Raw genomic sequence first — 26293 nt, 5'->3', positions numbered from 1 at the left:
TCTTTTCCATTCCCAATTGAAAAAGTGTGACTAATCTATGTGGGCCGATGCAAATAGCATCGGTCTTTTTCTATATCCAGATTTACATGCATAAACCATTCTTCCTCCACCAACACTATGCAAAGATTTCAATACATGCCAAGGAGGATTCAGCCGTGCGTACAATCTGGATCGCAGGTGTGTTGGTGATGTTAGTAGCAGTAGGCTTGAGTGGATATAAGATTGTCTGGAAGGAAAAGCATGTAGCCGCTGTACAAGAAAAGCAGATAGCTGCACCTGCGGCAAAGAAACAGACGGCAAAAACCAAAGCCAGCTTTCATCCTTCACGGGTCTCTGACAATGATTTGAAAATCATGGCAAATGCTGTTTACGGGGAGGCAAGAGGAGAGCCGTTTGAAGGGCAAGTAGCTGTCGCAGCCGTCATTTTGAACCGCGTCAAAAGCGCTACGTTTCCTGACACGCCCTCGGCTGTGATATTCGAACCACGCGCTTTTACAGCAGTTGCTGATGGTCAAATATGGCTTACTCCGAATGAAAGTGCGACAAAAGCAGTGAAGAATGCTCTAAACGGCTGGGATCCGACGGGAGGTTGCACGTACTATTTTAATCCGAATACAGCAACATCCGGTTGGATTTGGACCAGGCCGCAGGTCAAAAAGATCGGGAAACACATCTTTTGCAGATAATGGATGCGTAATCAAAGGAGGAGTGGCAAGGGATGGTATATGGAGCAACAGCGCGCGTGTTATTTCCCATTGCCCTAGTCGCCTTAATAGGCGCTGGCGTGTGGGGATATCAGGAGCACAATGAGAAGAACTCGGTCCTCATCAAAGCGGAAAACTCATACCAACGGGCTTTTCACGATCTCACTTACCATGTGGACAAGCTGCACGATGAGCTTGGCAAATCGCTGGTGGTTAACTCGCGAAGACAAATGACACCAATTTTGACGAGTGTCTGGCGCCTTTCCTATGCGGCACAAGCGGATGTTGGACAACTCCCACTGACTTTGATGGCGTTTAGCAAAACCGAAGAAATGTTGTCGAGGGTCGCAGATTTTTCCTATCGTGTTGCTGTACGTGACCTAGACAAGCAGCCGTTGAGTCAGAGTGAATACAAGACATTGAAGAGCCTACACACCCAAGCAAAGGATATTCAGGATGAGCTGCGCAAGGTACAAACCCTCGCGATGGACAAACAATTGAGGTGGATGGATGTCGAGACGGCATTGGCCTCCAATAAAAGCAAAGAGGACAATTCCATCATCGATGGCTTCCAAACCATTGAGAAAAAAGTGCAGGAATACCCTGATCTAGACTGGGGCGTCGGGATCCAGAGTCTCGATAAGAAAAAGCAGCAGCGAATCAAAGGGATCGATGGCAAAGCAGCCACCAAAGAGGAAGCAGAGAAGAATGCACTGGCGTTTCTCGGGTTGAAGCCAGGGGATGCGAAAGTAGAAGTGAATGAGAACGGCAAGGGGCAGGAATACTCGGCGTATAGTGTACGTGTCACGCCAAAAGGACACAAGACAGGCATTAACCTCGATGTCACCAAACGCGGCGGTAAAGTGGTTTGGATGATGAACGAGCGTGGAGTTGGCGAGGAAAAGCTGGACATGAAGCAGGCAGAAGAAAAAGGTCGAGTGTTCTTGAATAACCACGGATTTGACAATATGCAGGTCTCCGAGATTGACAGCTACGACCGCAACGCACTCTTTACGTTTGTGCCTGTTCAGGATGGTGTCAGAATTTATCCGGACGGGGTGGTCGTCGAAATTGCGCTGGACAATGGAGAGGTTACTGCCTTTAACTCGACGGAGTATCTGTTTAATCACAAAAAGAGAATTCTCTCCGAGCCCCGTCTCTCGAAAGAAGAAGCAAGGAAAAAAGTCAATCCGAGTGTAAAAGTGACGGAGCAGCGACTTGCCCTTATCGAAGGGAAAAACGATGGAAAAGAAGTACTGGCGTGGGAAATGACAGGCAGCTTTGAAGGGAACTCGTACATGGTCTACATCAACGCCATAAATGGAGAAGAAGAAGAAGTTGTGAAAATGGAAACGGGATCGGGACAGAACGAAGGACAATAGTGGTTAAAAAAGCATGGGGAAAGCTAGTTTTGTGGCGGCTTTCCCTGTTTGCTGATTCGAAACAAAAGGGTATATAATGGAAAGGGTGATAGGGAAGGGGAGGAACAGTTACTTTATGATGCTTCCACGAATAGGACAAACAATAAGACTAAACTTCACGAGTTCCTCTGAAGAAATGGAGCTGCAAACTTTCAAAAGTCGTGTGGCTGATTTGAAGGATGATGTAGCTTCCATTGAGTTGCCAACCAGCGAAAACACTGGCCGGACTGGGGTATTTCAACCAGGGACAGAATGCTTGGTTTGGTATGTTGGTGAGGATGGCTCACGCTATGAATTCCGCTCTGCGATTGTCGGCAGGCAAAACAATCACATTCCTGTACTGCTTCTGCCACTGCCGGCTAAAGAGGATATTGTGCGGACACAAAGACGTAACTACTTGAGAATTGACACCACGGTAGATATAGCAGTTAAACTGGATGATCCGATTCGTCGTTATCATTTTCTAGCACGAACGTTAGATATCAGTGGTGGTGGGCTGTCTTTTAGCTGTGAGGAAAGCTATCATTTGAAGGAAAAAGACAACTTGCACGTCTGGATTTCCCTTCCAAGTAAAAATGGACAGGTTCAACATGCTTTTGTTGAGATGGAAATCGTCAGACAAAAACCGGCGGAAGAAAAAGGTTTGCACCAATGGATTTCGGGTAAGTTCACCCAAATCAGTGAGCAAGACCGGGCAAAAGTGGTTAGAGCGTGTTACGAGAGACAGCTAGAGATTCGCAAAAAAGGCGTTGTGGATTGACGCCTTATCAGAGGAAGTGACCCTTTTGACCAGTCCGTACAACGATCGTTTTCGCAGCTTTTCCAAACGGGTAGAAAAAGGCATCATGATTGGAATTGTCGTATGTGCGATTGTACTGACCATAGGCGAAGTCCTCATTCAGTACGTACCCGCAAGACTAGTATTAATTGAGACAGAGCGCTTGGAAGGCGTATCCAGAGAGCCCTAAAGGTTTGCGCATGCTTCCATACTATGGTACTATTATAGATAACATAGAAAACGGTCTTGTATCGTTTTTTGTAGACCGCTAGTGGTCTCAGCAAATTCGAAAAACGCAATATCGTTTTTCATCACACAAAGAATGGGAAAGGGCTTCGACAGAAGCTTTTCTTGTTTTATTCCCATCCGAACTAACGTACATAGCAGGTGAGAAGTAATGAACATTGCCATTGATGGACCAGCGGGAGCAGGCAAAAGTACTGTTGCCCAAAAAGTAGCGGGACAAATGGAATACGTGTACATTGACACGGGTGCCATGTATCGTGCCCTCGCTTGGGCAGTCCACCATCATCAGCTCCCTATCAACGATGAGTCTGCAGTTTCCGAACTTTTGCAAAAAAACAAGGTTCAACTGATTCGGGAAAATGGACAGCAACATGTATACTGGAATGAAATCGATGTCACGAGCTGGATACGTTCCACAGAAGTGAGCCAGTACGCCTCTATTGTAGCGAGTTACGGTTCCGTACGTGAACAAATGCTTGTGCTCCAGCGACGATTGGCGACTCAAGGCAATGTCGTCATGGACGGCAGAGATATCGGTACTCATGTTTTGCCTGATGCTGATGTGAAGATATTTCTGACGGCCTCCATCCAAGAGCGTGCAGAACGCCGCTGGAAGGAGCTACTCGCAAAAGGTACCCAGACAGACTTGGCTGAGCTGGAAAAAGAAATTGAAGAGCGAGATCGACGGGACATGCAAAGAGAAGTCGCACCGTTGCGCCAGGCGGAAGATGCCGTTTTGGTAGACACAACAGGAATGACCATTGATCAGGTGGTCGATCGCATCTTGCAAATCTGCGAGCGAACGGGAGAGTCAACCCATTGAGTTACTATCGTTTATTCAGAGGCTTTTTTCGCATCATTTTTTCGCTTGTCTTTCGTTGGCAAGTGATCGGGCGTGAACATATACCTAAGGAAGGCCCAGTGATCCTTTGTGCCAACCATATTTCTTTGTGGGATCCACCTCTTCTTGGGAGTGGTATCGAGCGTCAGGTTCATTTCATGGCCAAAGAAGAGCTGTTCAAAATTCCGGTCGTATCCTTTCTCATTACCAAATTCGGTGCATTTCCAGTCAAACGGGGTGCAGGAGATCGTGCGGCCATTCGCACAACTCTCAAATTGCTGGAAGATGGAAAAATCTTTGGAATCTTTCCTGAGGGAACCCGCAGCAAAACGGGGGAACCAGGGGAAGCGATGCCGGGTGTGGCGATGTTCGCCCTCAAGTCTGAAGCTGCGGTCATTCCGGTAGCCATTATCGGGCCATATCGACCGTTTCGTTCCATTAAGATCGTTTACGGTAAACCGATCGATCTGACTCAACTGCGCGAGGCCAAATCAAGCGCTGATACGTTGAAGGAAGCGAGCGATCTGATTATGGAGCATATCAAGCAATTACGGAACCAGCATCTCTCTTAGCAAACGGTATAGAATTGCTAAAGGGACGAATACTAAAACTGCTGGAACTTACTGGCTTCATCAGTACTAACTGCCAGCCATCAGGCGACAGTTAAAAATATACATGCTCCCGCGTAGTGAGGTTGTACACAACCTGTACATAGACGTTTGGGACTGGATGGTATTAAGGAGGTCTTTTGAATGATGGAAGAAACGAACGTAAGCTTGACGGATGCAACAACCATTTCCGTAGGAGATGTTGTAAAAGCAACCGTAACAAAAGTTGAGGACAAACAAGCGCTTGTAGATCTAGGCTACAAGTACGATGGTCTGATTCCTATCAGCGAACTGTCTCCACTGCATGTTGAAAAGGTAACTGATGTAGTAGCGGTTGGTGATACTTTCGAAGTGAAAGTCATCAAGCTAAACGACGAGAAAGAAGAGCTCGTTGTTTCTAAAAAAGCAGTAGCGATGGAATCCTCTTGGTCTGATCTTGAGCAAAAAATGCAAGCGGGTGAAATCATCGAAGCGACCGTGAAAGAAGTAGTGAAGGGCGGCCTGGTTGTTGATGTAGGCGTTCGCGGCTTCATTCCGGCGTCTATGGTAGAGCGTCATTTCGTTGAAGACTTCTCCGATTACAAAGGCAAAACATTGGCTTTGAAAGTGGTAGAAATGGATAAGGAAAAGAATAAAGTCATCCTGTCCCATAAAGCGGTTTTGGAAGACGAAGTAAAAGTGCAAAAGCAATCCATTATGGATAAAATCCAAGTGGGTCAAGTATTAGAAGGAACGGTTCAGCGTATGACCGATTTCGGCGTATTCGTGGATATCGGTGGTGTTGATGGATTGGTTCACGTATCCGAGCTTGCTTGGAACCGTGTAGATAAGCCGTCCGATGTCGTGAAAGAAGGCGACAAGGTACAAGTGAAGGTCCTCAAAATTGACCGTGAAAACGAGCGCATTGGCCTCAGTATCAAGGAAACGCAAGCGGGTCCATGGGCGAGTGTTGCAGAAGATTTCAAAGCGGGCTCTATTTTGAATGGCTCTGTAAAACGGTTGGTGTCCTTCGGTGCATTTATTGAGCTGGCTCCTGGAATCGAAGGCCTCGTACACATCTCACAGATTGCAAATCGCCGGGTAAATACACCGAGTGAGGTGCTGAAAGAGGGCCAAGAGGTACAGGTGAAGGTTTTGGATGTTGTTCCACAAGAACAGCGCATTAGCCTCAGTATCCGTGCAGTAGAAGAAGACCGTGTTGAACAGGCAGAACGCGCGAGCAAGCGTGAACAGCAGCAATTCACCCAAGAAAACAACCAACCAATGGGCGTGACATTGGGCGAGTTGTTCGGTGATCTGAAAGACAAGTTCAAGTAAGATAAAAAGTAGGACTCATGGGGATACGCTCTGGCGTATCCCTTTTTTCTGGGAGCGAAAGTCTAGGAGGGGTACAATGGATCGTCGTTCGATTAGAAAGCTGGACCATATCCGAAATGCTCTTATCACTGGGGAAAATGGTGCAAATAGTTTTGATGAAGTTAGCTTTGTTCCGAACAGCTTGCCGAATGCAGCGTTTGAAGAAACCTCACTGGACACCGAAATCGCATCCTTGCGACTTTCCTCACCGATTATGATTAATGCGATGACGGGGGGAGCTGGTGGGACTACGCAGATCAATCAAAGACTGGCGATCATTGCGAGAGAACGCAATCTGGCTATGGCTGTTGGCTCACAAATGGCCGCTCTGCGTGATCCAGATGTTACGGATAGCTATCGGATTGTCAGAAGGGAACATCCACAGGGGATCTTGTTTGCAAATGTTGGGGCGGAGGCGACAGTAGAGCAGGCAATAGCAGCAGTCGAGATGATAGAAGCGAATGGACTGCAAATCCATCTGAATGCCATGCAAGAACTACTGATGCCTGAGGGAGATCGGGATTTTCGTGGCTATCTCGAGCGGATTCAAGCGATCAGAGAGAGTCTGGATGTGCCGGTTATAGTCAAAGAAGTCGGTTTTGGCATGGCGAAGGAATCAATCGAAAAGCTCATAGAAATCGGGATCAGAGCAATCGATGTGGGTGGAAGAGGCGGAACAAATTTTGCTCAAGTCGAAAATATGCGAAGTGATCATCCTCACATCATGTTCGAGGATTGGGGATTCACGACGGTGGAGAGCTTGCTGGAAGCGAATACTGTCGGTCATTCAGGAATATCGTACATCGCAACAGGCGGTGTTCGTCATGGACTAGATGTAGTCAAAGCCGCTTCGTTAGGTGCGTCCGCTGTCGGGATGGCAGGGGCAATGCTGCGTCTGGTTCAACGCGAATCTTTGGAAGAATGCTTGTCTACTGTCGACAGATGGCATCATCAAATTCGTGTGGCGATGACGGCACTAGGAATGAAAGGTTTGGCTGACGCCGTTTGTACTCCTGTTATGATCACGGGAAAAACAGCAGAGAGAGCTAGGCTTCGTCACATGCAATTGGAGAGATTGGCGCAACGTTAGTTAGTGGACGAGTATTCGATTCATGAAATTTCCTTGGTTGAGGCATACTTTTGGGGGAGACAACCATCATTTGAGGAGATGAACATGAACGAGGGAACCGTTGCGATCCTTATCCAGTGGTCTTTGCTGTGTCTTGTCTGGATGGGAAGCTTTGACTTACAGCTACGAAACATGAAGATGGAACGCAGACGAGTGCTCGCAGTCATCAGCGCATTTTTATTTTGTACGTTTGTTAGCTGGGAAATCTATTTTGCCCCCATTCAAGTTAGTCTAAGTGGAACGATATTGCCACTGATCGCATGCATTGTCCTTTACACCAAGCTCATGTCCAAAATACGCAGATTGTACTTGCTGAGTGCGTTGGCAACGGCCCTTTTGCTTTTTTGGCTCCGCTGGCTGTTTTTTACCGATCCGATCTTGCTGTTTTGGGATGAGAGGATCATCGTACCCGCTGTTGGAGTCAGTACGATTTTTTTGATGAGCAGGACAAAGCTGGGACAGATGTTTCAGCTTATGCTCTCCATGCCACTGGCAGATGCGATCCATTCGCTATTTTTTTGGAAATTGTCCGGTTCCTGTCATTGGGGATCGGAGTATGCGCAAGATTTGCTATGGAGTAGCCTATCCCTATGGGCTTTCGTCAGCATAGTCTGGTCTGCGATTCGTCGTATCCTTGGTAGAACAGAACCAGAGTCTTCCCATTCCGATACGGGTAGGTGATGCTAGGGTGTTGAAGCAATTGTTAGCTTATGAATATGTTTTTCCTTTAGTTCTGGGCTTCCTGTTCGGCATTTTGTGCCGGATTCATCTTTTGCGAACAGATTATCGACAATATCCAACCTATCCTCACGGGAAAATTATTCACGTTTCACTTGGAGTGATTGCATCCGCACTCGGAGCGTTAGCGATTCCTGCTCTGCTTAAGGAGAATTACACGGCAGTCACTTTTTTGACGGTGGCAGCTCAACAATTCCGCGATGTCAGGAACATGGAACGGACTACGCTCACGGCAATTGACAAGCAGGAGCTGGTACCCCGTGGTGGTCCCTACATCGAAGGAATCGCAATGGTGTTTGAAGGACGCAATTACATGGTCATGTTTACCTCTTTGGTGACAACGACGGCTACCATCCTTTTTCATTGGTGGGGGGGTGTCATTGCAGGTGTCATTGCCTTGATAATCTCTCGCAAGCTACGTTCTGGAAAAACACTGTCGCTGATTGCGGAGATCGAGCCGGGCGAAGTAAGAGTGGAAGGAAGAGACCTGTATGTGAACGACATTTACATCATGAACGTCGGATTGGCAGATGCTCAAGAGATCATACGTGAGCAAGGCGTGGGTTTTATTGTGACACCGAGGGATGCCAATGCCAAGGTCACGATTGCCCACCCAGGACAGCGGCAAGCGATTCTGCACGATGTCGCGACGCAACTCGGCGTATATACAGATACGGGAGAGCCGTCGCTAACACCATTGGTAAAACGTGATATACAGTCAGGGAGACTCGGGGTATTTTTATTGCCGCAAGAAAAAGATGTGGACCGGGCAACATCCGTCATTCGTGCAGTCCCGATTCTCGAAAGCGTCTTCCGAATGCCAACGAAGACTAGAATGGTGAAAAAGGAGCTGTAGGCCATGACAGGAGTAATCTTGGCGGCGATTACGACGAACAAAGACAGGATAGCGGGTGGCGTGCCGATTTTTATCGAGTCTACTACGGAGGTTATGCAGCAAACAGCTTTCACGCTGGAAAAGATACTAGACGGGATGGTGCATGAAGTGAGCGCCGATACCCTTATCATTGTTCGGCATAAGTAGTGTATGGTATGATTAGTTAGTCAAAACGTAAAATGAGAGAGAGTGTTGTTGATTATGGGATTACCAGTGGTAGCCATTGTGGGGAGACCCAACGTGGGGAAGTCCACGATTTTTAACAGATTGATTGGCGAACGCGTCGCGATCGTGGAGGATATGCCGGGAGTAACCCGTGACCGCCTGTACGGGAAAGGTGAATGGTTAACTCATACTTTCCATGTGATTGATACCGGTGGAATCGAGTTTGGCGAGACCGACGCGATTCTTACACAAATGCGTTACCAGGCAGAGCTTGCGATTGACGAAGCAGATGTCATCATTATGATTGCAGATAGCCGCACAGGTGTGACGGATGCGGATGTTGAACTGTCACGGATGCTGAATCGGACAGGAAAACCTGTCGTACTCGCGGTGAACAAAGCGGATAATCCGGAAATGCGTGCGGATATTTACGACTTTTACTCCTTGGGCTTGGGCGAGCCATTCCCTGTCTCGGGTAGCCATGGTCTTGGCTTGGGCGATATGCTGGAAGACGTGGTTCAGCATTTCCCAGCAGAGGATGACGAAGAGAAAAGAGACGATATCATTCGTGTATCCATCATCGGTCGTCCAAACGTCGGGAAGTCTTCCTTGACGAATGCGATTCTCGGTGAAGAGCGAGTCATTGTCAGTGAGGTTGCCGGAACGACCCGTGATGCGATCGATACGCCATTTGAGCGCGATGGACAAAGCTACATCCTCGTAGATACAGCAGGTATGCGCAAGCGCGGGAAGGTGTATGAAACAACGGAAAAATACAGTGTGATGCGTGCGATGCGTTCCATTGAAGATTCCGATGTCGTTCTTGTTGTCATTAACGGGGAAGAGGGCATTATCGAGCAGGACAAGAAGATCGCGGGTTATGCACATGAGGCTGGCCGTGGTGTCATTATTATCGTCAACAAATGGGATGCTATTGAAAAAGACGACAAAACGATGCAACGCTTCACAGAATTGATCCGCGAAGAATTTAAATACCTGGATTACGCTCCGATCATGTATGTGTCTGCAAAATCGAAGCAACGTGTCCATACGATTCTGCCGAAGGTCAATGAGGTTTCTCAAGCACATGCGATGCGAGTTCCTACCTCTGTCCTTAATGATTTGGTAACGGATGCGACAATTCGTACCCCACCACCATCTGACCGCGGCAAACGCTTGAAGATCAACTATGTGACACAAGCGACGGTGAAACCACCGACGTTCATTCTGTTTGTGAACGATCCAGAACTGATGCACTTCTCCTATGAACGTTACATAGAGAACAAAATTCGCGAAGCATTTGTGTTTGAAGGCACGCCAGTACGAATCTGGACGCGGAAAAAAACGTAGGGAGAGAAAAACGCCATGGTGTTATTATCCTGGGTGCTAAGCTATTTAATCGGTTCTATTAGCTTTAGCTATCTGATCGCCAAAAAAGTCGCAGGAATTGACATTCGTTCTCATGGCAGCGGAAATGCCGGTGCAACCAATACCCTCAGGGTGTTAGGAAAAGGCCCCGGCATTGCCGTTCTCCTTCTTGATGCACTAAAAGGATTAGCTGCGATGGGACTGACTCACCTGATGACGGGGGACGCAGCAGCGTACGCAGTGGCAGGCTTGTTTGTTATCGCGGGTCACAATTGGCCGATCTTTTTTGGATTCCGCGGGGGAAAAGGCATTGCGACCACGCTAGGTGTCGTGTTAGGGTTTTCTCCCTTGGCATTTTTAATCGCTGCCGTGTTGGCTGTCTTAGTCATTGCGATCACTCGCTTTGTTTCATTAGGATCATTGGTTATCGTAACGGTTATCCCACCTGCCCTTTACTTGTTGGACAAACCTATCTCCTTTTTTTGGGCGAGTTTGGCGATCGCAATCTTTGCTTACATTCGTCATTATAATAATATCCGCAATCTTCTTGCAGGAAACGAACGGAAACTAGGAGATAAGTCCAACCGGAAGCTGGGATAATGTGCGCACGGATATGAGAAAAGTGGAGGGGGACGTATTGATTCAAAATGTTACGGTGATTGGTGCCGGAAGCTGGGGAACGGCACTTGCTACAGTCTTGGCGGACAACGGTCATCAGGTTACGCTTTGGGTACGGGATACCAAGCTGGCAGAAGAAATAAACAGCAAGCATGTGAATGAAAAATACCTGCCGCAAGAAAAGCTTTCAGCAAACATAGTGGCGACGACCAACATTCAAGAGGCTGTAGTAGGCAAGCGCATCGTTCTTCTCGTTGTTCCTTCTCATGCCATGCGTCAAATTTGTCAGCAAGTGGCTCCGCACCTAGAACCAGATGTCCTTTTGATTCATGCGACAAAAGGCTTTGAATTGGAAAGCCTGAAGCGAATGTCAGAAGTCATTGCGGAAGAGGTGCCAAAAGAGATTGCGTCCAGATTGGCTGTGTTGTCAGGACCAAGCCATGCCGAGGAAGTAGTCAAAAGGCAACCAACGACCGTTGTGATGGCGTCTGAGTCGGAAGAAAGTATGCTGCGCTCTCAGGATTTGCTGATGAATACGAATTTTCGTGTGTATACCAACCCGGATTTGATTGGTGCTGAGATCGCTGGAGCGTTGAAGAACATCATTGCACTTGGTGCAGGGATGTCTGATGGGTTAGGGTATGGAGATAACGCGAAAGCAGCCTTGTTGACCCGTGGCTTGGCTGAAATTAGCCGTATGGGCATTAAGCTCGGCGCAAAACCACTTACTTTTGCGGGTCTGGCTGGCGTAGGTGATTTGATTGCCACATGTACGAGTAAACACAGCCGAAACTGGCGTGCAGGTTATCTGCTCGGACAAGGAAAAAAACTCGATGACGTACTGGCACAGATGGGGATGGTCGTCGAAGGTGTTCGCACGACAAATGCAGCTTTTTCCTTATCGCAACGCGAGCAGGTTGAAATGCCAATCACTTCTGTTCTGTATGGCATGCTGTTCGAAGGAAAAGAAGCTCGTCAAGGTGTGGAAGAACTGATGGGGCGCGGAAAAACCTTTGAAATGGCGTACCTCAATCCCGATGTGGAATAAGTCATGAATGAATTATCACCGATTTAGGCTTCTGCACATACAATAGGGTGAAAGCCCATGTGCAGGAGGAGATTTCACATGAATAATATGTCGAAACGACTTTTTGAGCGTTTACAAGGGAAAGCAACGGAAAATGTCGATGAAGAAAAGCTTCGCTCACTAGCTGGTCAGGTCAAGCGCAGTGACTTTGAAGACGAGACCAAGCTGCGTCAAATCATTCGCACGCTCGCTACCCTTAGCGGTAAGCAATTAACTCCTGAAAAAGAGGATAAGGTCATTGAAATGTTTCGCAATCAGGAAATCAATCTGGGTGACATGTCCACTTTGACCAAGCTGCTCAAATAAGAGAAATGGGCGATTATGCCCGTTACCTGCATCAAAAACCGTCATACAGTAAGACTAGGAACAATCATGGCTCTACAGGGACATGGCTGACCTACAGATTGCAAGAAAAAAAGAGGGATCTTATCCCTCTTTTTTTCGTTCCTTGGAGCTGCTGCTTACCTGTGTAATCAGGTTCTGGACCAAAGGGGATTGCAGGAGACCCAGTAATTGCCCGATATCTATATTGGCCAAAAGGTTGCCTAAGCCTGATTCCTGCTGTGTTGTTGTTGTTGTTGTTTCTGCTGCTTTTTGTGGCTCTGGAGCAGCTTTGCGTTTGCCTGCAGGCTTTTCGGCAACGACCTCAGGCTCAGGCGTGCGTTTTCCCAGGTTCTCAATCATCTCCATCGCCCCGTACAGCGAATCCATCGTGTCTTCTACCTGCCGAATCGTGCTGCCGATCCCTTTGATGTTATGGCGCATTTTTGAAACAGAGGTGCGCAAATCAACCGCAGGCAGGATCCTTTTCGGGGATATGGAAAGAGAGACATTTTCGACTTGGTCGCTTAATTTTTTGCTAGGTATAGGCGCGTATGGATTCCGCCATTTTCGATTACTTACTTTATTACTCAACGTTTCATCCCTCCAATGGGCGAATTCATCACGATAGTCTATGCGAATGTCTAGTATTAGGTTCACAAGCGTCAGACGAAGAGGGGGAATTATGGTATAATTAAGCAAAAAATGCAAAGGATGCTGCAGTCCAGATGTATATTGATCCTATGACAAAGATGAACATTTCCTTAATCGCCATTGGGCTCATGTTCGTCTGCAATTTAGTTATGATCTTTGCCAGAAAAATAGCGAATGGGTTTTTGCGGTTCCTTGTGAAGGCCTTCGCATTCTTACTTTTACTCGTCGTGCTGGTCATGATTTTGATTGTGATTTTTGTCTAGGGAGGATTATCGATGTCGACGATCACATTACTTACTCGTGCAGGCAGTCATGAAGTCTCGATCGAGTTGAATCAATCCATTGTTGCTCTTGCGAAAAAGAACAACGTCGTTTGGGGCCATGCATGCCAAAGAGGGGTATGTGCACAATGCCGTACGCATGTTTTGGAAGGGGCAGAGTACCTAAACGAAGTGACACCAGAAGAAAAGCTGCGGTTGCGCAAGGCTGAACGCACAGAAGGCTACAGATTAGGCTGCCAGACGAAGATTGTTTCATCAGGAACAGTCAAGGTAGCTCATCGGCCGTACTAGTAAAGGAAGTGACGGAATGGGGAAAGTAACCTTTCTCCCGAGCAAGAAAAGTGTGAAGGCGCGGACAGGGCAAACCTTGGTCGGTGTAGCTTCGTCAGCTCGCGTCGTCATCCCGCAGAGATGCGGTGGACACGCATCTTGTCTGATGTGCCGCGTGGTCGTTGAGGATGGCCTGCTGTGCCCGCCAACGGCGCTGGAAAAGCGAAAGCTGCCTGAAAAGGATCTGGCGAATGGAATTCGTTTGGCCTGTCAGGCAAAAACGACGGAAAAGGATTGTACAGTCAGGATTCCAGAAAGCAAGCTGAAATCAGTGGTAGCGGCTGCACTCGAGCGACAACGAAAAGAAAATGAAGATGGAATGTAAGAGGTGTGTACATAAGATGTGGCAATCGTGGCGAAAATCGTTCAAGTTTGTGATCAGTTTGACGATTCTGTCTTCCCTTTTATCTGGATGCTTGTATCCGAATGAGCGCAGAGCAGAGAATCAAATTCCTAGTACCTTTTTTGTAGAAGCAACACAAAAAGCGATTGAGCAATTCCAAAAAGACACAGCAGTGTTGCCAATCGAAACGAAATCCATCGATACTCCTATTTTTGAAAAATACGAGATTGATTTCCGCAGGATGATCCCTAAATACATGCCGGATGTACCTGGAAACGCATTTGAAAAAGGCGGCGTATACAAGTACGTACTGATTGATGTGGAAACAAAGCCAACAGTGAAGCTCATTCATTTGAGCGCTGTCAGTACAGTAGCGGATGTCCAGAGCGAAGTAGACCGTTACAAGGGACATTTCGAAAAGCTGCCTGTACTCGCTGATTTGGGGAATGGATACTATTCCATCGATCATGACCGGCTCGGGTTAAAAGCGTGGCAGGTACCGTCCACAATGGGGACTTACTTATTGCCACTGGTCATGAACGCTGAAGGAGTAGTCGGGATTGATTATGCTACAGATATCGCGCAATTGCTTCGGGATACAAAAGTAACCGTACCGGAAAAAACAGACCCGAGGTACGTGTTGGCGCGCAATTCCATGTTCGTGCCCGCGAAATCGTTTCCATATGAAATGGTCAATGGTGAACCTAAGCTTCTCAAACTAAATTAACTTCGTGTAAAACGACTCTAATCAGGGTCGTTTTTTTTGTTCTATTTCACGCAAAAATACATATATTTGTACTGTCCACAAAACTAGTACGAGATTCCCTACGAAAATACTGGCGGTCAGGGATAATTCGGAAAATCGGTCATAGTGTAAAAATAGACAAATAGAAGGAGGTCATCGATGGTGGAACGAGTCGACATCTTTAAAGACATTGCCGAGCGGACGGGCGGAGACATCTACCTCGGAGTGGTAGGCCCTGTTCGTACGGGAAAGTCGACCTTTATCAAGCGGTTTATGGAGCAAGTTGTCATCCCGAATATCAACTCTGAAGCGGAGCGGATACGTGCGACAGACGAATTGCCGCAGAGCGCTTCAGGACGAACAATCATGACAACAGAACCCAAATTTGTTCCGAATCAGGCCGTTAACGTACATGTGACAGAAGGACTCAGCATCAATGTCCGCCTCGTTGACTGCGTTGGCTATACGGTACAAGGGGCAAAGGGCTTTGAAGACGACAATGGACCAAGAATGGTAAATACACCTTGGTATGAAGAACCTGTACCATTTGAGGAAGCGGCCGAAGTCGGAACACGCAAGGTTATCCAGGAACACTCAACCATCGGGATCGTTGTGACAACGGATGGCAGCATCGCGGAAATACCGCGTGTAGGATACATCGATGCAGAGGAGCGGGTTGTAAACGAGCTGAAGGAAGTCGGAAAACCGTTCGTGATCGTTGTGAACTCGACGCGTCCGCGCTCGGACGAAGCACAAAACCTTCGTGTACAGCTCCAGGAAAAATACGATGTACCAGTCGTTGCTTTGTCGGTTGATCATATGACTGAGCAGGAAATCTTGCTCCTCATGAGAGAAGTCTTGTTTGAATTCCCAGTTCATGAAGTAAATGTAAATCTTCCAAGCTGGGTAATGGTGCTGGAAAACGGGCACTGGCTGCGTCAGAACTACGAGGAAGCTGTGCGTGAGACCGTGCAGGACATTCGCCGGTTACGCGATGTGGACCGTGTCGTCGGCTTCTTCAATGACTATGACTTCGTAGAGAGAGCCTCCCTTGCTGGTATGCATATGGGGCAAGGGATCGCAGAGATTGACCTCTACGCGCCAGATGAACTGTATGACCGCATCTTGATGGAAATTGTCGGTGTTGAGATAAATGGCAAAGATCACTTGCTGAAAATCATGCAGGAATTCGCACATGCCAAGCGCGAGTTTGATCAGGTAGCAGATGCATTGCACATGGTCCGAAGTACGGGCTACGGTATAGCAGCCCCGTCGTTGCATGAAATGACCTTGGACGAACCTGAACTGATCCGCCAGGGACCGCGCTTTGGAGTCAGACTCAAAGCAACAGCACCGTCGATTCACATGATTCGGGTGGATGTCGAGTCTGAATTTGCTCCGATTATCGGAACAGAGAAGCAGAGTGAGGAACTTGTCCGTTATCTGATGCAAGATTTTGACAAAGACCCGCTTTCCATCTGGAACTCCGATATTTTTGGACGCTCGCTTCATTCCATCGTAAGAGAGGGTATTCAGGCAAAAATTACCATGATGCCAGACAACGCCAGATACAAATTACAGGAGACATTGGGGCGAATCATCAACGAGGGATCTGGTGGCCTGATAGCGATCATACTCTAATAATTAGTTCTAAAGTCCTACAAACAACAAATAGAGGGAAGGCATCTCACATGACGAGATGCCTTTTTTTCTTGTATTTCGTTCAATTTCGACAGGAGGGGCTTGAATTTAAGAAATCGGTGTATTACTATAAGCTTGTCAGATCGGTAAAAACAACCATTCGTGTATAAAACGCTTCGTTTCGGTTAAGAAAAATAATAGCTAGGACTTGGTGTTCTTTGAGGGGAGGTGAATAAAATGAACAAAACAGAACTGATTGCAAAAGTGGCTGAAACCACAGAACTCACCAAGAAAGATGCAACAAAAGCAGTTGATGCAGTTCTTGACGCAATTGCAGATGCATTGAAAACGGGTGATAAAGTCCAACTGATCGGCTTTGGTAACTTCGAAGTTCGTGAACGCGCGGCTCGTAAAGGTCGTAACCCACAAACTGGTGAAGAGATCGAAATCGCTTCCAGCAAAGTACCTGCGTTTAAACCAGGTAAACAACTCAAAGACTCCATCAAGTAGTTGTTTCTTTTGAGAACGAAGCACTTACATAAAAAAATCCACATTGATAAAATGTGGATTTTTTTCTATGTACATACAGTTTGCCTATGAAAATTCTGATATATCTTTTTGTCTTTTTTTAAACGTTATGGTAAGATTGGCTTTGATCGCGAGCAGGCACTAAGTCTGGCACTGATTTGGAGCAGACAGACCTTAGTGATGAGAAACAAGGCGTATGCCGTTACGTAGGAGGTACAATAATGAACGTCGACTTAGATAAAATACAGCAAGCTGTTCGCATGATCCTAGAGGCAGTGGGGGATGATCCCGATCGTGAAGGAGTGCTGGATACCCCTAAGCGAGTTGCGAAAATGTACGCTGAAGTATTTGAGGGCATGCATATAAACGAAGAGCAATATTTCGAGACTATCTTTAGCGAAGATCATGAGGAAATGGTGTTAGTAAAGGACATTCCGTTTTACTCTATGTGTGAGCATCACTTGGTTCCCTTTTTCGGAAAAGCGCATGTCGCTTACGTACCGCGTGGGGGCCGCGTGGTTGGACTGAGCAAGCTCGCGCGTGCGGTCGATACCGTAGCGAAACGTCCGCAGTTGCAGGAAAGAATTACAGCGACAGTAGCTGACTCGATTATGCGTAAGCTCGATCCGCACGGCGTGGTTGTGGTAGTAGAGGCAGAGCATATGTGCATGACAATGCGTGGTGTGAAAAAGCCAGGCTCGAAAACGATCACCTCTGCTGTTCGTGGGATGTTTGAGAAAGATGCGGCTGCGCGTGCAGAAGTCATTAGTTTGATGCGCTAATCAGAATGCAAAAATAAGGAAATTATATTGACTCTATAAGTAAAATATTGTATAGTACGGATGTACAGTCGGGATGTGGCGCAGCCCGGTAGCGCGCACCCTTGGGGTGGGTGAGGTCCAGGGTTCGAATCCCTGCATTCCGACCATCTGCATGTAACGATCAGAAGCCTTGAATAGAGGCTTCTTTTTTATGTAAAATTGCTACTTTCCCAAGTAGTGCCATTTAGCTATTGGCTTCCTGATCTTTCTTTTTTATAATGATAGGTAGACAAGCTAGGGAAGGGTTGTTCAAAACTATGAAGGTGCCTGTATCACTTCAACCATATTTGCAAACATTGCCGCAAACCTATGATGCCTCTTCGCTTTCAAATGGAGACGAGGAGCTCTTCTCGGACATCTTGCAGTCCCAGTTAGCAACAACCGGCCAGCGGGTAATAAGTTCGCAGGAGATTTTGGCCAAACTAGATGGCTCCAGGAACTGGAAGATTCCTACTCATATTCAAAATGGGCAGTCCCTGTCTTTTGCAAAAGGGCCATCTGTTCCTACTCCAGAAATCTTGGATAAGATTGATCAGAAAGCGAAAGCGATCGGAGTAGACGTTGATCTGGTGAGAGAGGTCGTCAGGGCCGAATCCAATTTCAATCCGAATGTAGAATCTCACGCAGGAGCGAAGGGCTTGATGCAGCTGATGGATAATACCGCAAAAGCCATGCAAGTCCGCAATGTATACGACCCTGATGAAAACCTTGAAGGTGGAACAAAATATTTGAAGTCGCTTTTGGATCGTTATGATGGAGATGTGAAAGTAGCGCTTGCTGCTTACAATGCTGGTCCAGGTCGGATGCGTCGTCTGGGAATTAGCAGTGATGACGAGCTAGAAGCGAAGTTTGACCAATTGCCGCAAGAGACACAGCGCTATGTGGACAAGATCATGAGCCGACTGGAGTCATAAGGGGCATCATACTAGTCGTACGCGTATATCGTATTGGTCAGGAGGAAACGGATTGGCACAACCATCGGGATTTAATCAGGATTATTTCGTAGTGAAAGCGAAGGAAAATGGCGTTCATGTGATTGGTTTAACAAGAGGCACTGATACGCGTTTTCATCATACAGAGAAGCTCGATAAAGACGAAGTCATGATTTTTCAATTTACGGAGCACACCTCTGCGATTAAGGTGCGAGGAAAAGCAGTGATTTACTCGCAACATGGCGTAGTAGATACGACCGAATAAAGAGCAAGTCGTTTTGCTAAGAAGCAGGCATAGCCTGCTTTTTTTGTTTGTACAATGGAGGAGAGGAGGGATGTCTATGCCGCGCCAATTGTTGATGGCGATTGCTGTTTCCACACTCTTGGCTCTGATGTTGTCGCTCGTTCCCACAAATCAGTGGATGCAAGCGGATATACCGACATTTCAGTCAGCGCATGCCATTCACTTAAGCGAGCAAAATGCCTTTGATTTGTTTACAAGGATGTCGACACATTATAATATTAAGCGTATAAAATGGGAAAACCCATCAATCTATGTCGATTTTGTGGTGAAACCTGCCGAAAAAGTAGAGCTAAACACCGTCTATCAAGATTTTTACCGTTTGACATACGACTTACGTACCTATACAGACAATGTCGGGCCCGTGTACTATCGCTTGCTGGAGGAGACGGATCCACCAAAAGAATCGAGATTATTGATTGCCATACAATCAACAACGGGAAAGCTCGCAGGACATGACAAACCTTTGACCGACCCTTCGGATATTCAGTCCTTTGTAAGCAGTACATTTCCTATTCGAATCGAGTCGTATTTTTATGAGCGAATTAGTCCCTGATGGAAGAAGTATGGTATGATAGTAGAGACGGCCTTTTGACCGGACGGCAGAGGAAGACCGAAGAGTAAGGAACAGTACGGAACAGGCAGACATCTATAGGTTGTGCAGCTTGTGGAGGAGGACGCATGAGCAAAGAATTTTCCCCGAATGTAGAAGAAGTTCGGTCCATTATCGAACAAATCTACAAGAGAATCACCCATTCCTATGTAGAACATTACGTTGACGTTCCTTCCATGGCGGAAAATCGTCTTGAGCTGTTGTACCTTTTTTTGCTGGAACAAGACATGCCGAAGGAAAAGGCTTCGGTTTTATGTACAGCAACAGGGCTTGTCCAGTTGGGTCTGGACACGCATGAGCTCGTGAAAAATGAGTACGACTCCTCACAGAGTGCGGAGCGAAACCGACAGTTGACTGTACTTGCGGGTGATTATTACAGCAGTCGCTATTATCACCTCCTGGCTTCAGCGGGTGAAATCCAAGCCATTCAAGTGTTATCGGCAGCCATTCAGCGAGTGAACGAAGCGAAAATGAGATTCTACATCGCTGGGCGAGATAGCAAGACTTTATCAGATGAAGAGTACTGGGAACTGCGAAATACGATTGATACAGGCTTATACGTGGCTGTTGTAGAGGAGTATGCCGATTCAGCTGATCGCCGTCGTTTCTGGACCGATCTGATGAAGGAAACAGCCAAGGTAGAGAGTGTGATCGGAGAGTGGGAGCAGCTCAAATGGCAAGAACAAGTCCCTTTTGGTTTTGCCCGTTTTTTGCTGCAAAAACCTGGAGCTACACTCGCGCAAGTTTTGTCTGGCGTTGAGGGGAAAGCCCTCGAATTAATCGGTTTATGTGAGCAAATGGTGCGTACGCTGCATCCTGCAGAGACGCGGAACATGCTTGCATCCATTACGGCACGGTACTCCCATCGGATCAGTCGCTTGAAGAAGGTAATTGAGGAGATGTAGCCAAGTGAACCAGACACAGATGAATGAGAAAGCAGAGTACGTTCACTCCGTTTTCGAGAGCATTGCAAACGATTACGACAAAATGAATAATGTAATCAGCTTTGGCAGTCATATTGCTTGGCGTAATTACACGATGAAGCAGATGAATATCCAGCCAGGGCATACAGCGTTGGATGTTGCTTGTGGTACAGCAGACTGGACGATTGCATTGGCCAAGACTGTTGGAAAAGAAGGCAGTGTTGTTGGCCTTGATTTCAGCCAGAATATGCTGGATGTAGGGGCATATAAAGTAGCGAATGCAGGTGTTGGCAACAACGTAAAGCTAGTGAACGCAGATGCGATGAATCTGCCCTACGAGGATGATACATTCGATTTCGTGACAATCGGGTTTGCCCTGCGCAATGTACCGGATGTCCAGCAGGTCTTGAATGAAATGGCGCGTGTTGTGAAGCCGGGCGGTAAAGTCGTTTCCCTGGAAGTGTCCAAGCCCCCGTTCATTCCGTACCGGAAGCTATTTTACTTATATTTCTACAAAATCTTACCATTGATCGCGAAGCTGACAGTCAACAAGTACGAAGAGTATGCATGGCTGCCACAATCCCTGACCAATTTCCCGGACAGTCGCGAGCTGGCAAGCATGTTTCAGAAAGCAGGCTTGGACCCGGTTCAGGTCAAATTGTTTATGGGTGGCGTATCAGCCTTGCATATTGGCACAAAGCCATAATATGGGGAGTAAACCGGTATTTCTTCACTAGATAGGAAGTGTCATAGATGGGTCTACGTAAATTGAAAGTCATCTTGGAAATGATTAAATTCGAGCACTCCCTTTTTGCCTTGCCTTTTGCTTTTATGGGAGCTGTTTTGGGAAGTATTGTGGTAGAGAATGCATGGCCTACCTGGTCGGAAATTTTCTGGGTGACGGTAGCCATGGTGGGCGCTCGCAGTGCAGCGATGTCTTTAAACCGTGTCATCGATCGGGTGATTGATGCGAAGAATCCTCGGACGGTCACACGAGCGATTCCTGCTGGTCTTATTTCGATTGTGGAAGTCATTTTGTTTATCGTGGTGTCCTTTGCGGTGTTGTTCATTGCTGCATTCCAGTTAAATGATTTGGCTGTGAAATTGTTGCCGCTCGCAGTGTTTGTTCTTGTGCTTTATTCCTATACGAAACGCTTTACTTGGCTTTGCCACTTTGTTTTAGGCGTGGCCATCGGTTTTGGTCCGTTGGGTGGCTGGGTAGCGACAACGGGTCAAGTAGATGGCATCGGCCTTCTATTGTTTGCATCCGTTATGTTCTGGACAGCAGGATTTGATATCATTTATGCATGTCAGGACGCCGATTTTGACCGTAAAGAAGGACTTTATTCCATGCCGAGCCGCTTCGGAATTGCCAACGCACTTCTGATTGCCCGCGTATGCCACGTTCTTACTTTCGTTGGTCTGATTTCGTTGTATGTAGTCGCAGACTTGTCTATTTGGTTCTTAGTAGGTGTGCTCATTTCTGGTGCGATTTTGATCTATGAACACACGCTGGTGAAGCCAACAGACCTGTCCAAGGTGGATATGGCCTTCTTCAATATGAATGGCATCTTAAGTGTCGTGATGTTTACCTTTACGATGATTGATTTGGTGATTGCATGAACAAGCAAAAGTGGGCTGTCGGGATAACGGGTGCAAGTGGTGCTATCTATGGTGTTCGAGTCGTCCAGGAGCTTTTGCGTGCTGGACATATCGTTCACTTGATGATTACAGAAGCAGGCTGGCAAGTATTTCGTGACGAACTGGATTGGCACACGGATGACAGAGAAGCTCTGTTGCAGGAGAAGCTGCAACAAGACTTTTCGGGTGAGCTACATTATTGGGGACTGCGAGATTTCAATTGTCCCGCAGCCAGTGGTTCCTATCGCTGTGACGGTATGATCGTAGTACCGTGCTCGATGGGGACTGTCTCTGGCATCGCACATGGCGCATCAGGTAATTTGCTAGAGCGCGTTGCTGATGTCATGATTAAGGAAGGTCGGCGCTTAGTCATCGTTCCGAGAGAGACGCCACTCAATGCGATTCAGCTCGAGAACATGCTCAAATTAAGCCGTCTGGGCGTCAAGATTCTGCCTGCCATGCCAGGCTACTATCAGAAACCGCAAACCATGGATGATCTGATCAATTTTGTGGTGGGGAAAACTTTGGATGCAATTGATGTACCACATTCGCTGTTCCGGCGTTGGGGGGAATAAATGCATGCAAAAGTCTTTGCGTGTTGGACAAATTTTGTATACCAATGTATTGCCGGTTTACTTCAATTTCGATCAGGCAAAATTCGAAGACCGAATCGAATTCATCCGCCAAGTTCCTGCCCAGTTAAACGCTGCAATGGCGAATGGCGAGATTGACTTGGGACCGATTTCTTCGTTTAGCTATGCAGAGCATGCTTCCGAATACGTAGCATTGGCAGATCTGTCTGTCAGTGCCAAGGGGAGAGTAGGCTCCCTTTTCTTGTTCAGCAAAAAGCCGATTGAACAAGTAAACGGTGCAAAAATTGCCTTGACCAACACATCGGCTACCACAGTGAACCTTTTAAAGATCATTCTCCATAAGTTTTACGATTATGAGATTTCCTACGTTACACAAGAACCTATTTTGCATGAAATGCTGGAGGATGCTGATGCAGCGCTCTTGATCGGGGATGACGCCATTTCCGCTGAGCGAACGGCCAAAGACCTGCATGTCTATGACTTAGGAGAGCTGTGGCATCAATTTACGGGCTATTCCATGACCTTTGCCATTTGGGCTCTTCGTCGAGCGGTTATTGCCGATCATCATGACTTGATCGCGGAAGTCCATGCCTCTTTTTTAAAGAGCAAAAGGCAGACAAGAGCGAATACAGCCCCATTGATTGACTACGTTCACACACATTTCGGTGGAGAGAAAGAGCAATGGATCCACTATTTCCAAGGATTACAGCACGATTTCGGTGACGTTCAGCGGATTGGACTGGAGTACTATTACCGATGCGCAGCGGAGCTGGGACTTCTATCGGCACCTGCAACCGTCGATCTGTGGCAAGCTGGCGGCCGACAGACCAATACTACGTTGACGAGATAGGTGGAACGGATGAATCTAGTCGATATTTACTTCAAGATGAAAAAGGATGTCCAATACATAGAAGATGAACTGGAAAAAGCAATTGATACGCCGGTTCGAGAGCTGTATCTATCTTCGACTCACTTACTCAAGGCAGGGGGAAAGCGGATTCGTCCCGTTTTTGTTTTGCTTGGCGGTAAGTGGGGCAATTACGATGTTAAAAAGCTAAAGCATGTGGCGGTACCTCTCGAACTGATCCACATGGCTTCCCTGGTGCATGATGATGTGATTGATGATGCGGATAAGCGTCGCGGAAAAGATACTGTTCGGATGAAGTGGGATAACAAAGTAGCCATGTACGCCGGCGACTATATTTTTGCGCGGGCATTGGCCATTGCCTCCCAGCTCCCGATTCCGCAATTGCACCAAATTCTCTCGAATGCAATCGTCGAGGTTTGTAAGGGAGAGATCGAGCAAGTAAAGGATTTGAATAATTGGGACCAAAATTTCCGTACGTATTTGCGCAGAATCAAACGAAAAACGGCGCTATTAATTGCGATTAGCTGTCAATTAGGAGCAGTGGCAAGCGGAGCGTCAGCTGACATGATTCGGAAAATGTACTGGTACGGCTACAATGTGGGGATGGCTTTTCAAATTACGGACGACATTTTGGACTTTACAGGGACTGAGAAGCAGTTAGGGAAGCCTGCTGGAAGCGACTTGGTGCATGGAAACATTACGTTGCCTGCGCTTTATTCGGCTCATCATGGAAAGGCACGTGTGCAATTCCAGGAATGGATCGCACAAAATACGTTCTGGGATCATACGGATGAAGCTGTTCGTATGGTGCGAGAAGATGAGGGCATTGCCTTCTCACAGCGCCTCGCTGAACGATATATCGCCCGTGCGCATGCCATTCTCGCAGATTTACCTAACAACCAAGCTAAGACATCCTTGACAGGTATCGCCAATTATATTATCGATCGCAAATTTTAATGATATTTTGACGGTCTACCTGTTGCTTGACCACGCTAGTTTTGATAAAATTTTCGTTGGTGTCCTATGCACCAATACATAGCTCTAATGGAGGCATACTTACAATGGAAAAAACATTCCTTATGGTAAAACCAGATGGTGTACAACGCAACCTGATCGGGGAAATCGTATCCCGTTTTGAGAAAAAAGGCTACCAACTCGTAGGTGCTAAGCTGATGACAGTAAGCCGCGAACTGGCTGAAGAACACTATGCAGAGCACAAAGAGCGCCCATTCTTCGGTGAACTGGTAGACTTCATCACTTCCGGACCAGTATTCGCTATGGTATGGCAAGGTAACAACGTAATCACAACGGCTCGCGCTATGATGGGCAAAACAAACCCAGTAGACGCTGCTTCCGGTACGATCCGTGGCGATTTCGCTACTTCCGTTGGCATGAACATCATCCACGGTTCTGACTCTCCTGAGAGCGCTGAGCGTGAAATCGGCCTGTGGTTCTCCGCTGAAGAAGTTCTCTCCTTCGAGAAAACCATCCAACGCTGGATCTAAGACCGTTCGAGAAAGCCCCATTTGTTGGGGTTTTCTTTTTTTTGTCAAAATCTTTGTCAAAACAGATAGGATAATGACGAAATATAGCGAATGAAGTTAGGGAGTTTTCAAAGGGGGTACCATTCAGCATGGAAGATAAGGACTTTCTCCAATTTATAGCTAGTGTGAAAAAAATGACTGGAATTGATCTTGCCCTCTACAAGGAAGCGCAGATGAAGCGCCGTCTAACCTCGTTGAGAGAAAAGCGGGGGTACAACACATTTGCCCAGTATTTCGATGCCATCGCGAAAGACAAGGAGTTTTTCTATGAGTTTCTCGATAGGATGACCATCAACGTATCGGAATTTTTCCGAAATCCAGGCCGGTGGGAAGTTCTCGAGAATAAAATTTTGCCACGCTTGGCAAAGCAATCGCCGCGGGTGAAATGCTGGAGTGCGGCATGCTCGACAGGGGAGGAGCCGTACACCCTATCGCTGATTTTGCTACGCAAGAAAATGGATGCGACTGTGCTGGCTTCCGATATTGATGAGGGAGCACTGGCAAAAGCAAAGCAAGGGGTATACACGGACCGCTCCCTGCAAGATTGTCCGAAAGACCTCGTAACGAAGTATTTTGAAAAAGATACACTCAGCTATCGCATATCGGACGAAGTGAAGAGAAAAGTGACGTTCAAAAAACATAATTTATTGGCGGAATCATTTGATTCTCAATTTGATTTGATCATTTGCCGGAACGTGATGATTTACTTTACCGAGGAAGCAAAGCATGAGCTGTATCATAAGTTTAGCCGGGCACTAAAGCCTGGCGGGGTCCTCTTTGTAGGCAGCACGGAACAAATTTTTCAGCCGCAACAATACCAACTGGAGACAGAGGATACGTTCTTCTATCGAAAAATGGTTTGATTCATGACGGCCTTGGTATATCTCTGCTGTTTTTTCCCAAGACTAGGAATACCTACTTTGCAAGAGGAGGCAGCAGATGGATAAACACAAGGTCATCGAAGCATACCGTCGAGGATTGATCACGCTGCAGGAATGTGGTCAGATATTAGGGGCGGAGAGGACACAACTAGATGATTTGATACGCGTGGATCACACCCGCAAACCGCTGAGCCCCAATCCTTTTTTCAACGTGTAGGAAATCATAAACGGTTCGTTTTTGAATTTCGGAACGCATGGAAACTTTCCGCTAAAACGCGGTCGCTCCTCCGTGAGCTGTCAACGATAATGGTTTTCTTAACGCGTAGGTATGTCAATCTTGGTTCATTCGCGTTAGCGTAAAGAGAGCGCTTCTCCCAAT

General features: G+C 47.0%; 35 protein-coding genes and 1 tRNA gene. 35 read left to right on the top strand and 1 reads right to left on the bottom strand.

Annotated elements, in window-relative coordinates; genetic code table 11:
* Window positions 1–26 precede the first annotated feature (26 nt).
* The 15 genes from E8L90_RS10600 to E8L90_RS10530 all read left to right on the top strand — a co-directional run bounded on the left by E8L90_RS10600 (window position 27) and on the right by E8L90_RS10530 (window position 12260).
* Window positions 27–686, top strand: coding sequence for a cell wall hydrolase (locus E8L90_RS10600; RefSeq protein WP_137029357.1), 660 nt, complete (start codon window positions 27–29; stop codon window positions 684–686).
* 32 nt (window positions 687–718) lie between these two features.
* On the top strand, window positions 719–2086 hold the full coding sequence (gene ypeB, locus E8L90_RS10595; RefSeq protein ID WP_137029356.1) for a germination protein YpeB: 1368 nt from the start codon (window positions 719–721) through the stop codon (window positions 2084–2086).
* Window positions 2087–2201: 115 nt separating this feature from the next.
* Complete coding sequence (locus E8L90_RS10590; RefSeq protein ID WP_137029355.1) at window positions 2202–2885, top strand: flagellar brake protein; 684 nt, start codon at window positions 2202–2204, stop codon at window positions 2883–2885.
* A gap of 25 nt (window positions 2886–2910) precedes the next feature.
* Window positions 2911–3093: a hypothetical protein gene (locus E8L90_RS10585; RefSeq protein ID WP_137033389.1), complete on the top strand. Its 183-nt coding sequence runs from the start codon at window positions 2911–2913 to the stop codon at window positions 3091–3093.
* A gap of 207 nt (window positions 3094–3300) precedes the next feature.
* Window positions 3301–3972, top strand: a complete 672-nt coding sequence (cmk, locus tag E8L90_RS10580) for a (d)CMP kinase (RefSeq protein WP_137029354.1) — start codon at window positions 3301–3303, stop codon at window positions 3970–3972.
* Window positions 3969–4562 carry a lysophospholipid acyltransferase family protein gene (locus E8L90_RS10575; RefSeq protein ID WP_137029353.1) on the top strand — a complete coding sequence of 198 codons (594 nt, stop codon included), beginning with the start codon at window positions 3969–3971 and terminating at the stop codon, window positions 4560–4562. Before cmk ends, E8L90_RS10575 begins: the two co-directional genes overlap by 4 nt.
* A 180-nt stretch (window positions 4563–4742) precedes the next feature.
* Window positions 4743–5915: a 30S ribosomal protein S1 gene (gene rpsA / locus E8L90_RS10570; protein WP_137029352.1), complete on the top strand. Its 1173-nt coding sequence runs from the start codon at window positions 4743–4745 to the stop codon at window positions 5913–5915.
* A 76-nt stretch (window positions 5916–5991) separates the two neighbouring features.
* Window positions 5992–7044, top strand: coding sequence for a type 2 isopentenyl-diphosphate Delta-isomerase (fni, locus tag E8L90_RS10565; RefSeq protein ID WP_137029351.1), 1053 nt, complete (start codon window positions 5992–5994; stop codon window positions 7042–7044).
* Between the two features lie 84 nt (window positions 7045–7128).
* Window positions 7129–7764 carry a YphA family membrane protein gene (locus tag E8L90_RS10560; protein WP_137029350.1) on the top strand — a complete coding sequence of 212 codons (636 nt, stop codon included), beginning with the start codon at window positions 7129–7131 and terminating at the stop codon, window positions 7762–7764.
* A gap of 7 nt (window positions 7765–7771) precedes the next feature.
* A complete protein-coding gene (locus E8L90_RS10555; RefSeq protein ID WP_137029349.1) occupies window positions 7772–8677 on the top strand; it encodes a YIEGIA family protein in 906 nt (301 codons plus the stop codon).
* A 3-nt stretch (window positions 8678–8680) separates the two neighbouring features.
* On the top strand, window positions 8681–8863 hold the full coding sequence (locus E8L90_RS10550; protein WP_137029348.1) for a capping complex subunit for YIEGIA: 183 nt from the start codon (window positions 8681–8683) through the stop codon (window positions 8861–8863).
* 54 nt (window positions 8864–8917) lie between these two features.
* Window positions 8918–10231, top strand: coding sequence for a ribosome biogenesis GTPase Der (der, locus tag E8L90_RS10545; RefSeq protein ID WP_137033387.1), 1314 nt, complete (start codon window positions 8918–8920; stop codon window positions 10229–10231).
* Window positions 10232–10246: 15 nt separating this feature from the next.
* Window positions 10247–10849, top strand: a complete 603-nt coding sequence (plsY, locus tag E8L90_RS10540; RefSeq protein ID WP_137029347.1) for a glycerol-3-phosphate 1-O-acyltransferase PlsY — start codon at window positions 10247–10249, stop codon at window positions 10847–10849.
* A gap of 13 nt (window positions 10850–10862) precedes the next feature.
* Window positions 10863–11915, top strand: a complete 1053-nt coding sequence (locus E8L90_RS10535) for an NAD(P)H-dependent glycerol-3-phosphate dehydrogenase (protein ID WP_137029346.1) — start codon at window positions 10863–10865, stop codon at window positions 11913–11915.
* A 78-nt stretch (window positions 11916–11993) separates the two neighbouring features.
* The gene (locus E8L90_RS10530; RefSeq protein WP_007716506.1) at window positions 11994–12260 is read left to right on the top strand and encodes a stage VI sporulation protein F; all 267 of its coding nucleotides are present in this window, start codon (window positions 11994–11996) and stop codon (window positions 12258–12260) included.
* 120 nt (window positions 12261–12380) lie between these two features.
* Here the strand turns inward: E8L90_RS10530 and E8L90_RS10525 are convergent, their stop codons facing one another.
* A complete protein-coding gene (locus E8L90_RS10525) occupies window positions 12381–12869 on the bottom strand; it encodes a hypothetical protein (RefSeq protein WP_137029345.1) in 489 nt (162 codons plus the stop codon).
* A gap of 134 nt (window positions 12870–13003) precedes the next feature.
* Between E8L90_RS10525 and E8L90_RS10520 the strand changes: the two genes are divergently transcribed.
* From E8L90_RS10520 to E8L90_RS30260, 20 genes are all read left to right on the top strand, one after another.
* The gene (locus tag E8L90_RS10520; RefSeq protein WP_137029344.1) at window positions 13004–13192 is read left to right on the top strand and encodes a DUF2768 family protein; all 189 of its coding nucleotides are present in this window, start codon (window positions 13004–13006) and stop codon (window positions 13190–13192) included.
* Between the two features lie 12 nt (window positions 13193–13204).
* On the top strand, window positions 13205–13501 hold the full coding sequence (locus E8L90_RS10515; RefSeq protein WP_137029343.1) for a 2Fe-2S iron-sulfur cluster-binding protein: 297 nt from the start codon (window positions 13205–13207) through the stop codon (window positions 13499–13501).
* 16 nt (window positions 13502–13517) lie between these two features.
* Complete coding sequence (locus E8L90_RS10510) at window positions 13518–13865, top strand: 2Fe-2S iron-sulfur cluster-binding protein (protein WP_137029342.1); 348 nt, start codon at window positions 13518–13520, stop codon at window positions 13863–13865.
* A gap of 16 nt (window positions 13866–13881) precedes the next feature.
* Window positions 13882–14610: a hypothetical protein gene (locus tag E8L90_RS10505; protein WP_137029341.1), complete on the top strand. Its 729-nt coding sequence runs from the start codon at window positions 13882–13884 to the stop codon at window positions 14608–14610.
* A 180-nt stretch (window positions 14611–14790) separates the two neighbouring features.
* A complete protein-coding gene (spoIVA, locus tag E8L90_RS10500; RefSeq protein WP_137029340.1) occupies window positions 14791–16269 on the top strand; it encodes a stage IV sporulation protein A in 1479 nt (492 codons plus the stop codon).
* A 237-nt stretch (window positions 16270–16506) separates the two neighbouring features.
* Window positions 16507–16779 carry an HU family DNA-binding protein gene (locus E8L90_RS10495; RefSeq protein WP_005831316.1) on the top strand — a complete coding sequence of 91 codons (273 nt, stop codon included), beginning with the start codon at window positions 16507–16509 and terminating at the stop codon, window positions 16777–16779.
* A gap of 236 nt (window positions 16780–17015) precedes the next feature.
* A complete protein-coding gene (folE, locus tag E8L90_RS10490; RefSeq protein ID WP_208759463.1) occupies window positions 17016–17579 on the top strand; it encodes a GTP cyclohydrolase I FolE in 564 nt (187 codons plus the stop codon).
* A 69-nt stretch (window positions 17580–17648) separates the two neighbouring features.
* Window positions 17649–17725: transfer RNA gene (locus E8L90_RS10485), tRNA-Pro, on the top strand.
* Window positions 17726–17836: 111 nt separating this feature from the next.
* On the top strand, window positions 17837–18532 hold the full coding sequence (locus E8L90_RS10480) for a lytic transglycosylase domain-containing protein (protein ID WP_137029338.1): 696 nt from the start codon (window positions 17837–17839) through the stop codon (window positions 18530–18532).
* Between the two features lie 52 nt (window positions 18533–18584).
* Window positions 18585–18815, top strand: coding sequence for a trp RNA-binding attenuation protein MtrB (gene mtrB, locus E8L90_RS10475; RefSeq protein WP_017248110.1), 231 nt, complete (start codon window positions 18585–18587; stop codon window positions 18813–18815).
* A 76-nt stretch (window positions 18816–18891) separates the two neighbouring features.
* A complete protein-coding gene (locus tag E8L90_RS10470) occupies window positions 18892–19407 on the top strand; it encodes a hypothetical protein (RefSeq protein WP_137029337.1) in 516 nt (171 codons plus the stop codon).
* Between the two features lie 125 nt (window positions 19408–19532).
* Window positions 19533–20369: a heptaprenyl diphosphate synthase component 1 gene (locus tag E8L90_RS10465; protein WP_137029336.1), complete on the top strand. Its 837-nt coding sequence runs from the start codon at window positions 19533–19535 to the stop codon at window positions 20367–20369.
* A gap of 4 nt (window positions 20370–20373) precedes the next feature.
* Complete coding sequence (locus E8L90_RS10460; RefSeq protein WP_137029335.1) at window positions 20374–21093, top strand: demethylmenaquinone methyltransferase; 720 nt, start codon at window positions 20374–20376, stop codon at window positions 21091–21093.
* A 47-nt stretch (window positions 21094–21140) separates the two neighbouring features.
* Entirely contained in the window at window positions 21141–22010 is an 870-nt protein-coding gene (locus E8L90_RS10455) for a UbiA-like polyprenyltransferase (protein WP_137029334.1), read from the top strand.
* Entirely contained in the window at window positions 22007–22603 is a 597-nt protein-coding gene (locus tag E8L90_RS10450; protein WP_017248115.1) for a UbiX family flavin prenyltransferase, read from the top strand. The genes E8L90_RS10455 and E8L90_RS10450 overlap by 4 nt, the downstream gene beginning before the upstream one ends.
* Window positions 22604–22607: 4 nt before the next feature.
* Entirely contained in the window at window positions 22608–23471 is an 864-nt protein-coding gene (locus tag E8L90_RS10445; protein WP_137029333.1) for a menaquinone biosynthesis protein, read from the top strand.
* A 9-nt stretch (window positions 23472–23480) separates the two neighbouring features.
* Window positions 23481–24446 carry a polyprenyl synthetase family protein gene (locus E8L90_RS10440; RefSeq protein WP_137029332.1) on the top strand — a complete coding sequence of 322 codons (966 nt, stop codon included), beginning with the start codon at window positions 23481–23483 and terminating at the stop codon, window positions 24444–24446.
* A 104-nt stretch (window positions 24447–24550) separates the two neighbouring features.
* Window positions 24551–24994 (top strand): nucleoside-diphosphate kinase, encoded by a 444-nt coding sequence (ndk, locus tag E8L90_RS10435; RefSeq protein WP_007716560.1) that lies wholly within the window; start codon window positions 24551–24553, stop codon window positions 24992–24994.
* A 128-nt stretch (window positions 24995–25122) separates the two neighbouring features.
* A complete protein-coding gene (locus E8L90_RS10430; protein WP_137029331.1) occupies window positions 25123–25896 on the top strand; it encodes a CheR family methyltransferase in 774 nt (257 codons plus the stop codon).
* 76 nt (window positions 25897–25972) lie between these two features.
* Window positions 25973–26131 (top strand): hypothetical protein, encoded by a 159-nt coding sequence (locus tag E8L90_RS30260; RefSeq protein ID WP_007716564.1) that lies wholly within the window; start codon window positions 25973–25975, stop codon window positions 26129–26131.
* The last annotated feature ends 162 nt before the right edge of the window (window positions 26132–26293 follow it).

The organism is Brevibacillus antibioticus (assembly GCF_005217615.1).
In the GTDB taxonomy this organism is placed as follows: domain Bacteria; phylum Bacillota; class Bacilli; order Brevibacillales; family Brevibacillaceae; genus Brevibacillus; species Brevibacillus antibioticus.
Note: the sequence above shows the minus strand (reverse complement) of the source record. Positions and strands in the feature narration are given on the sequence as shown.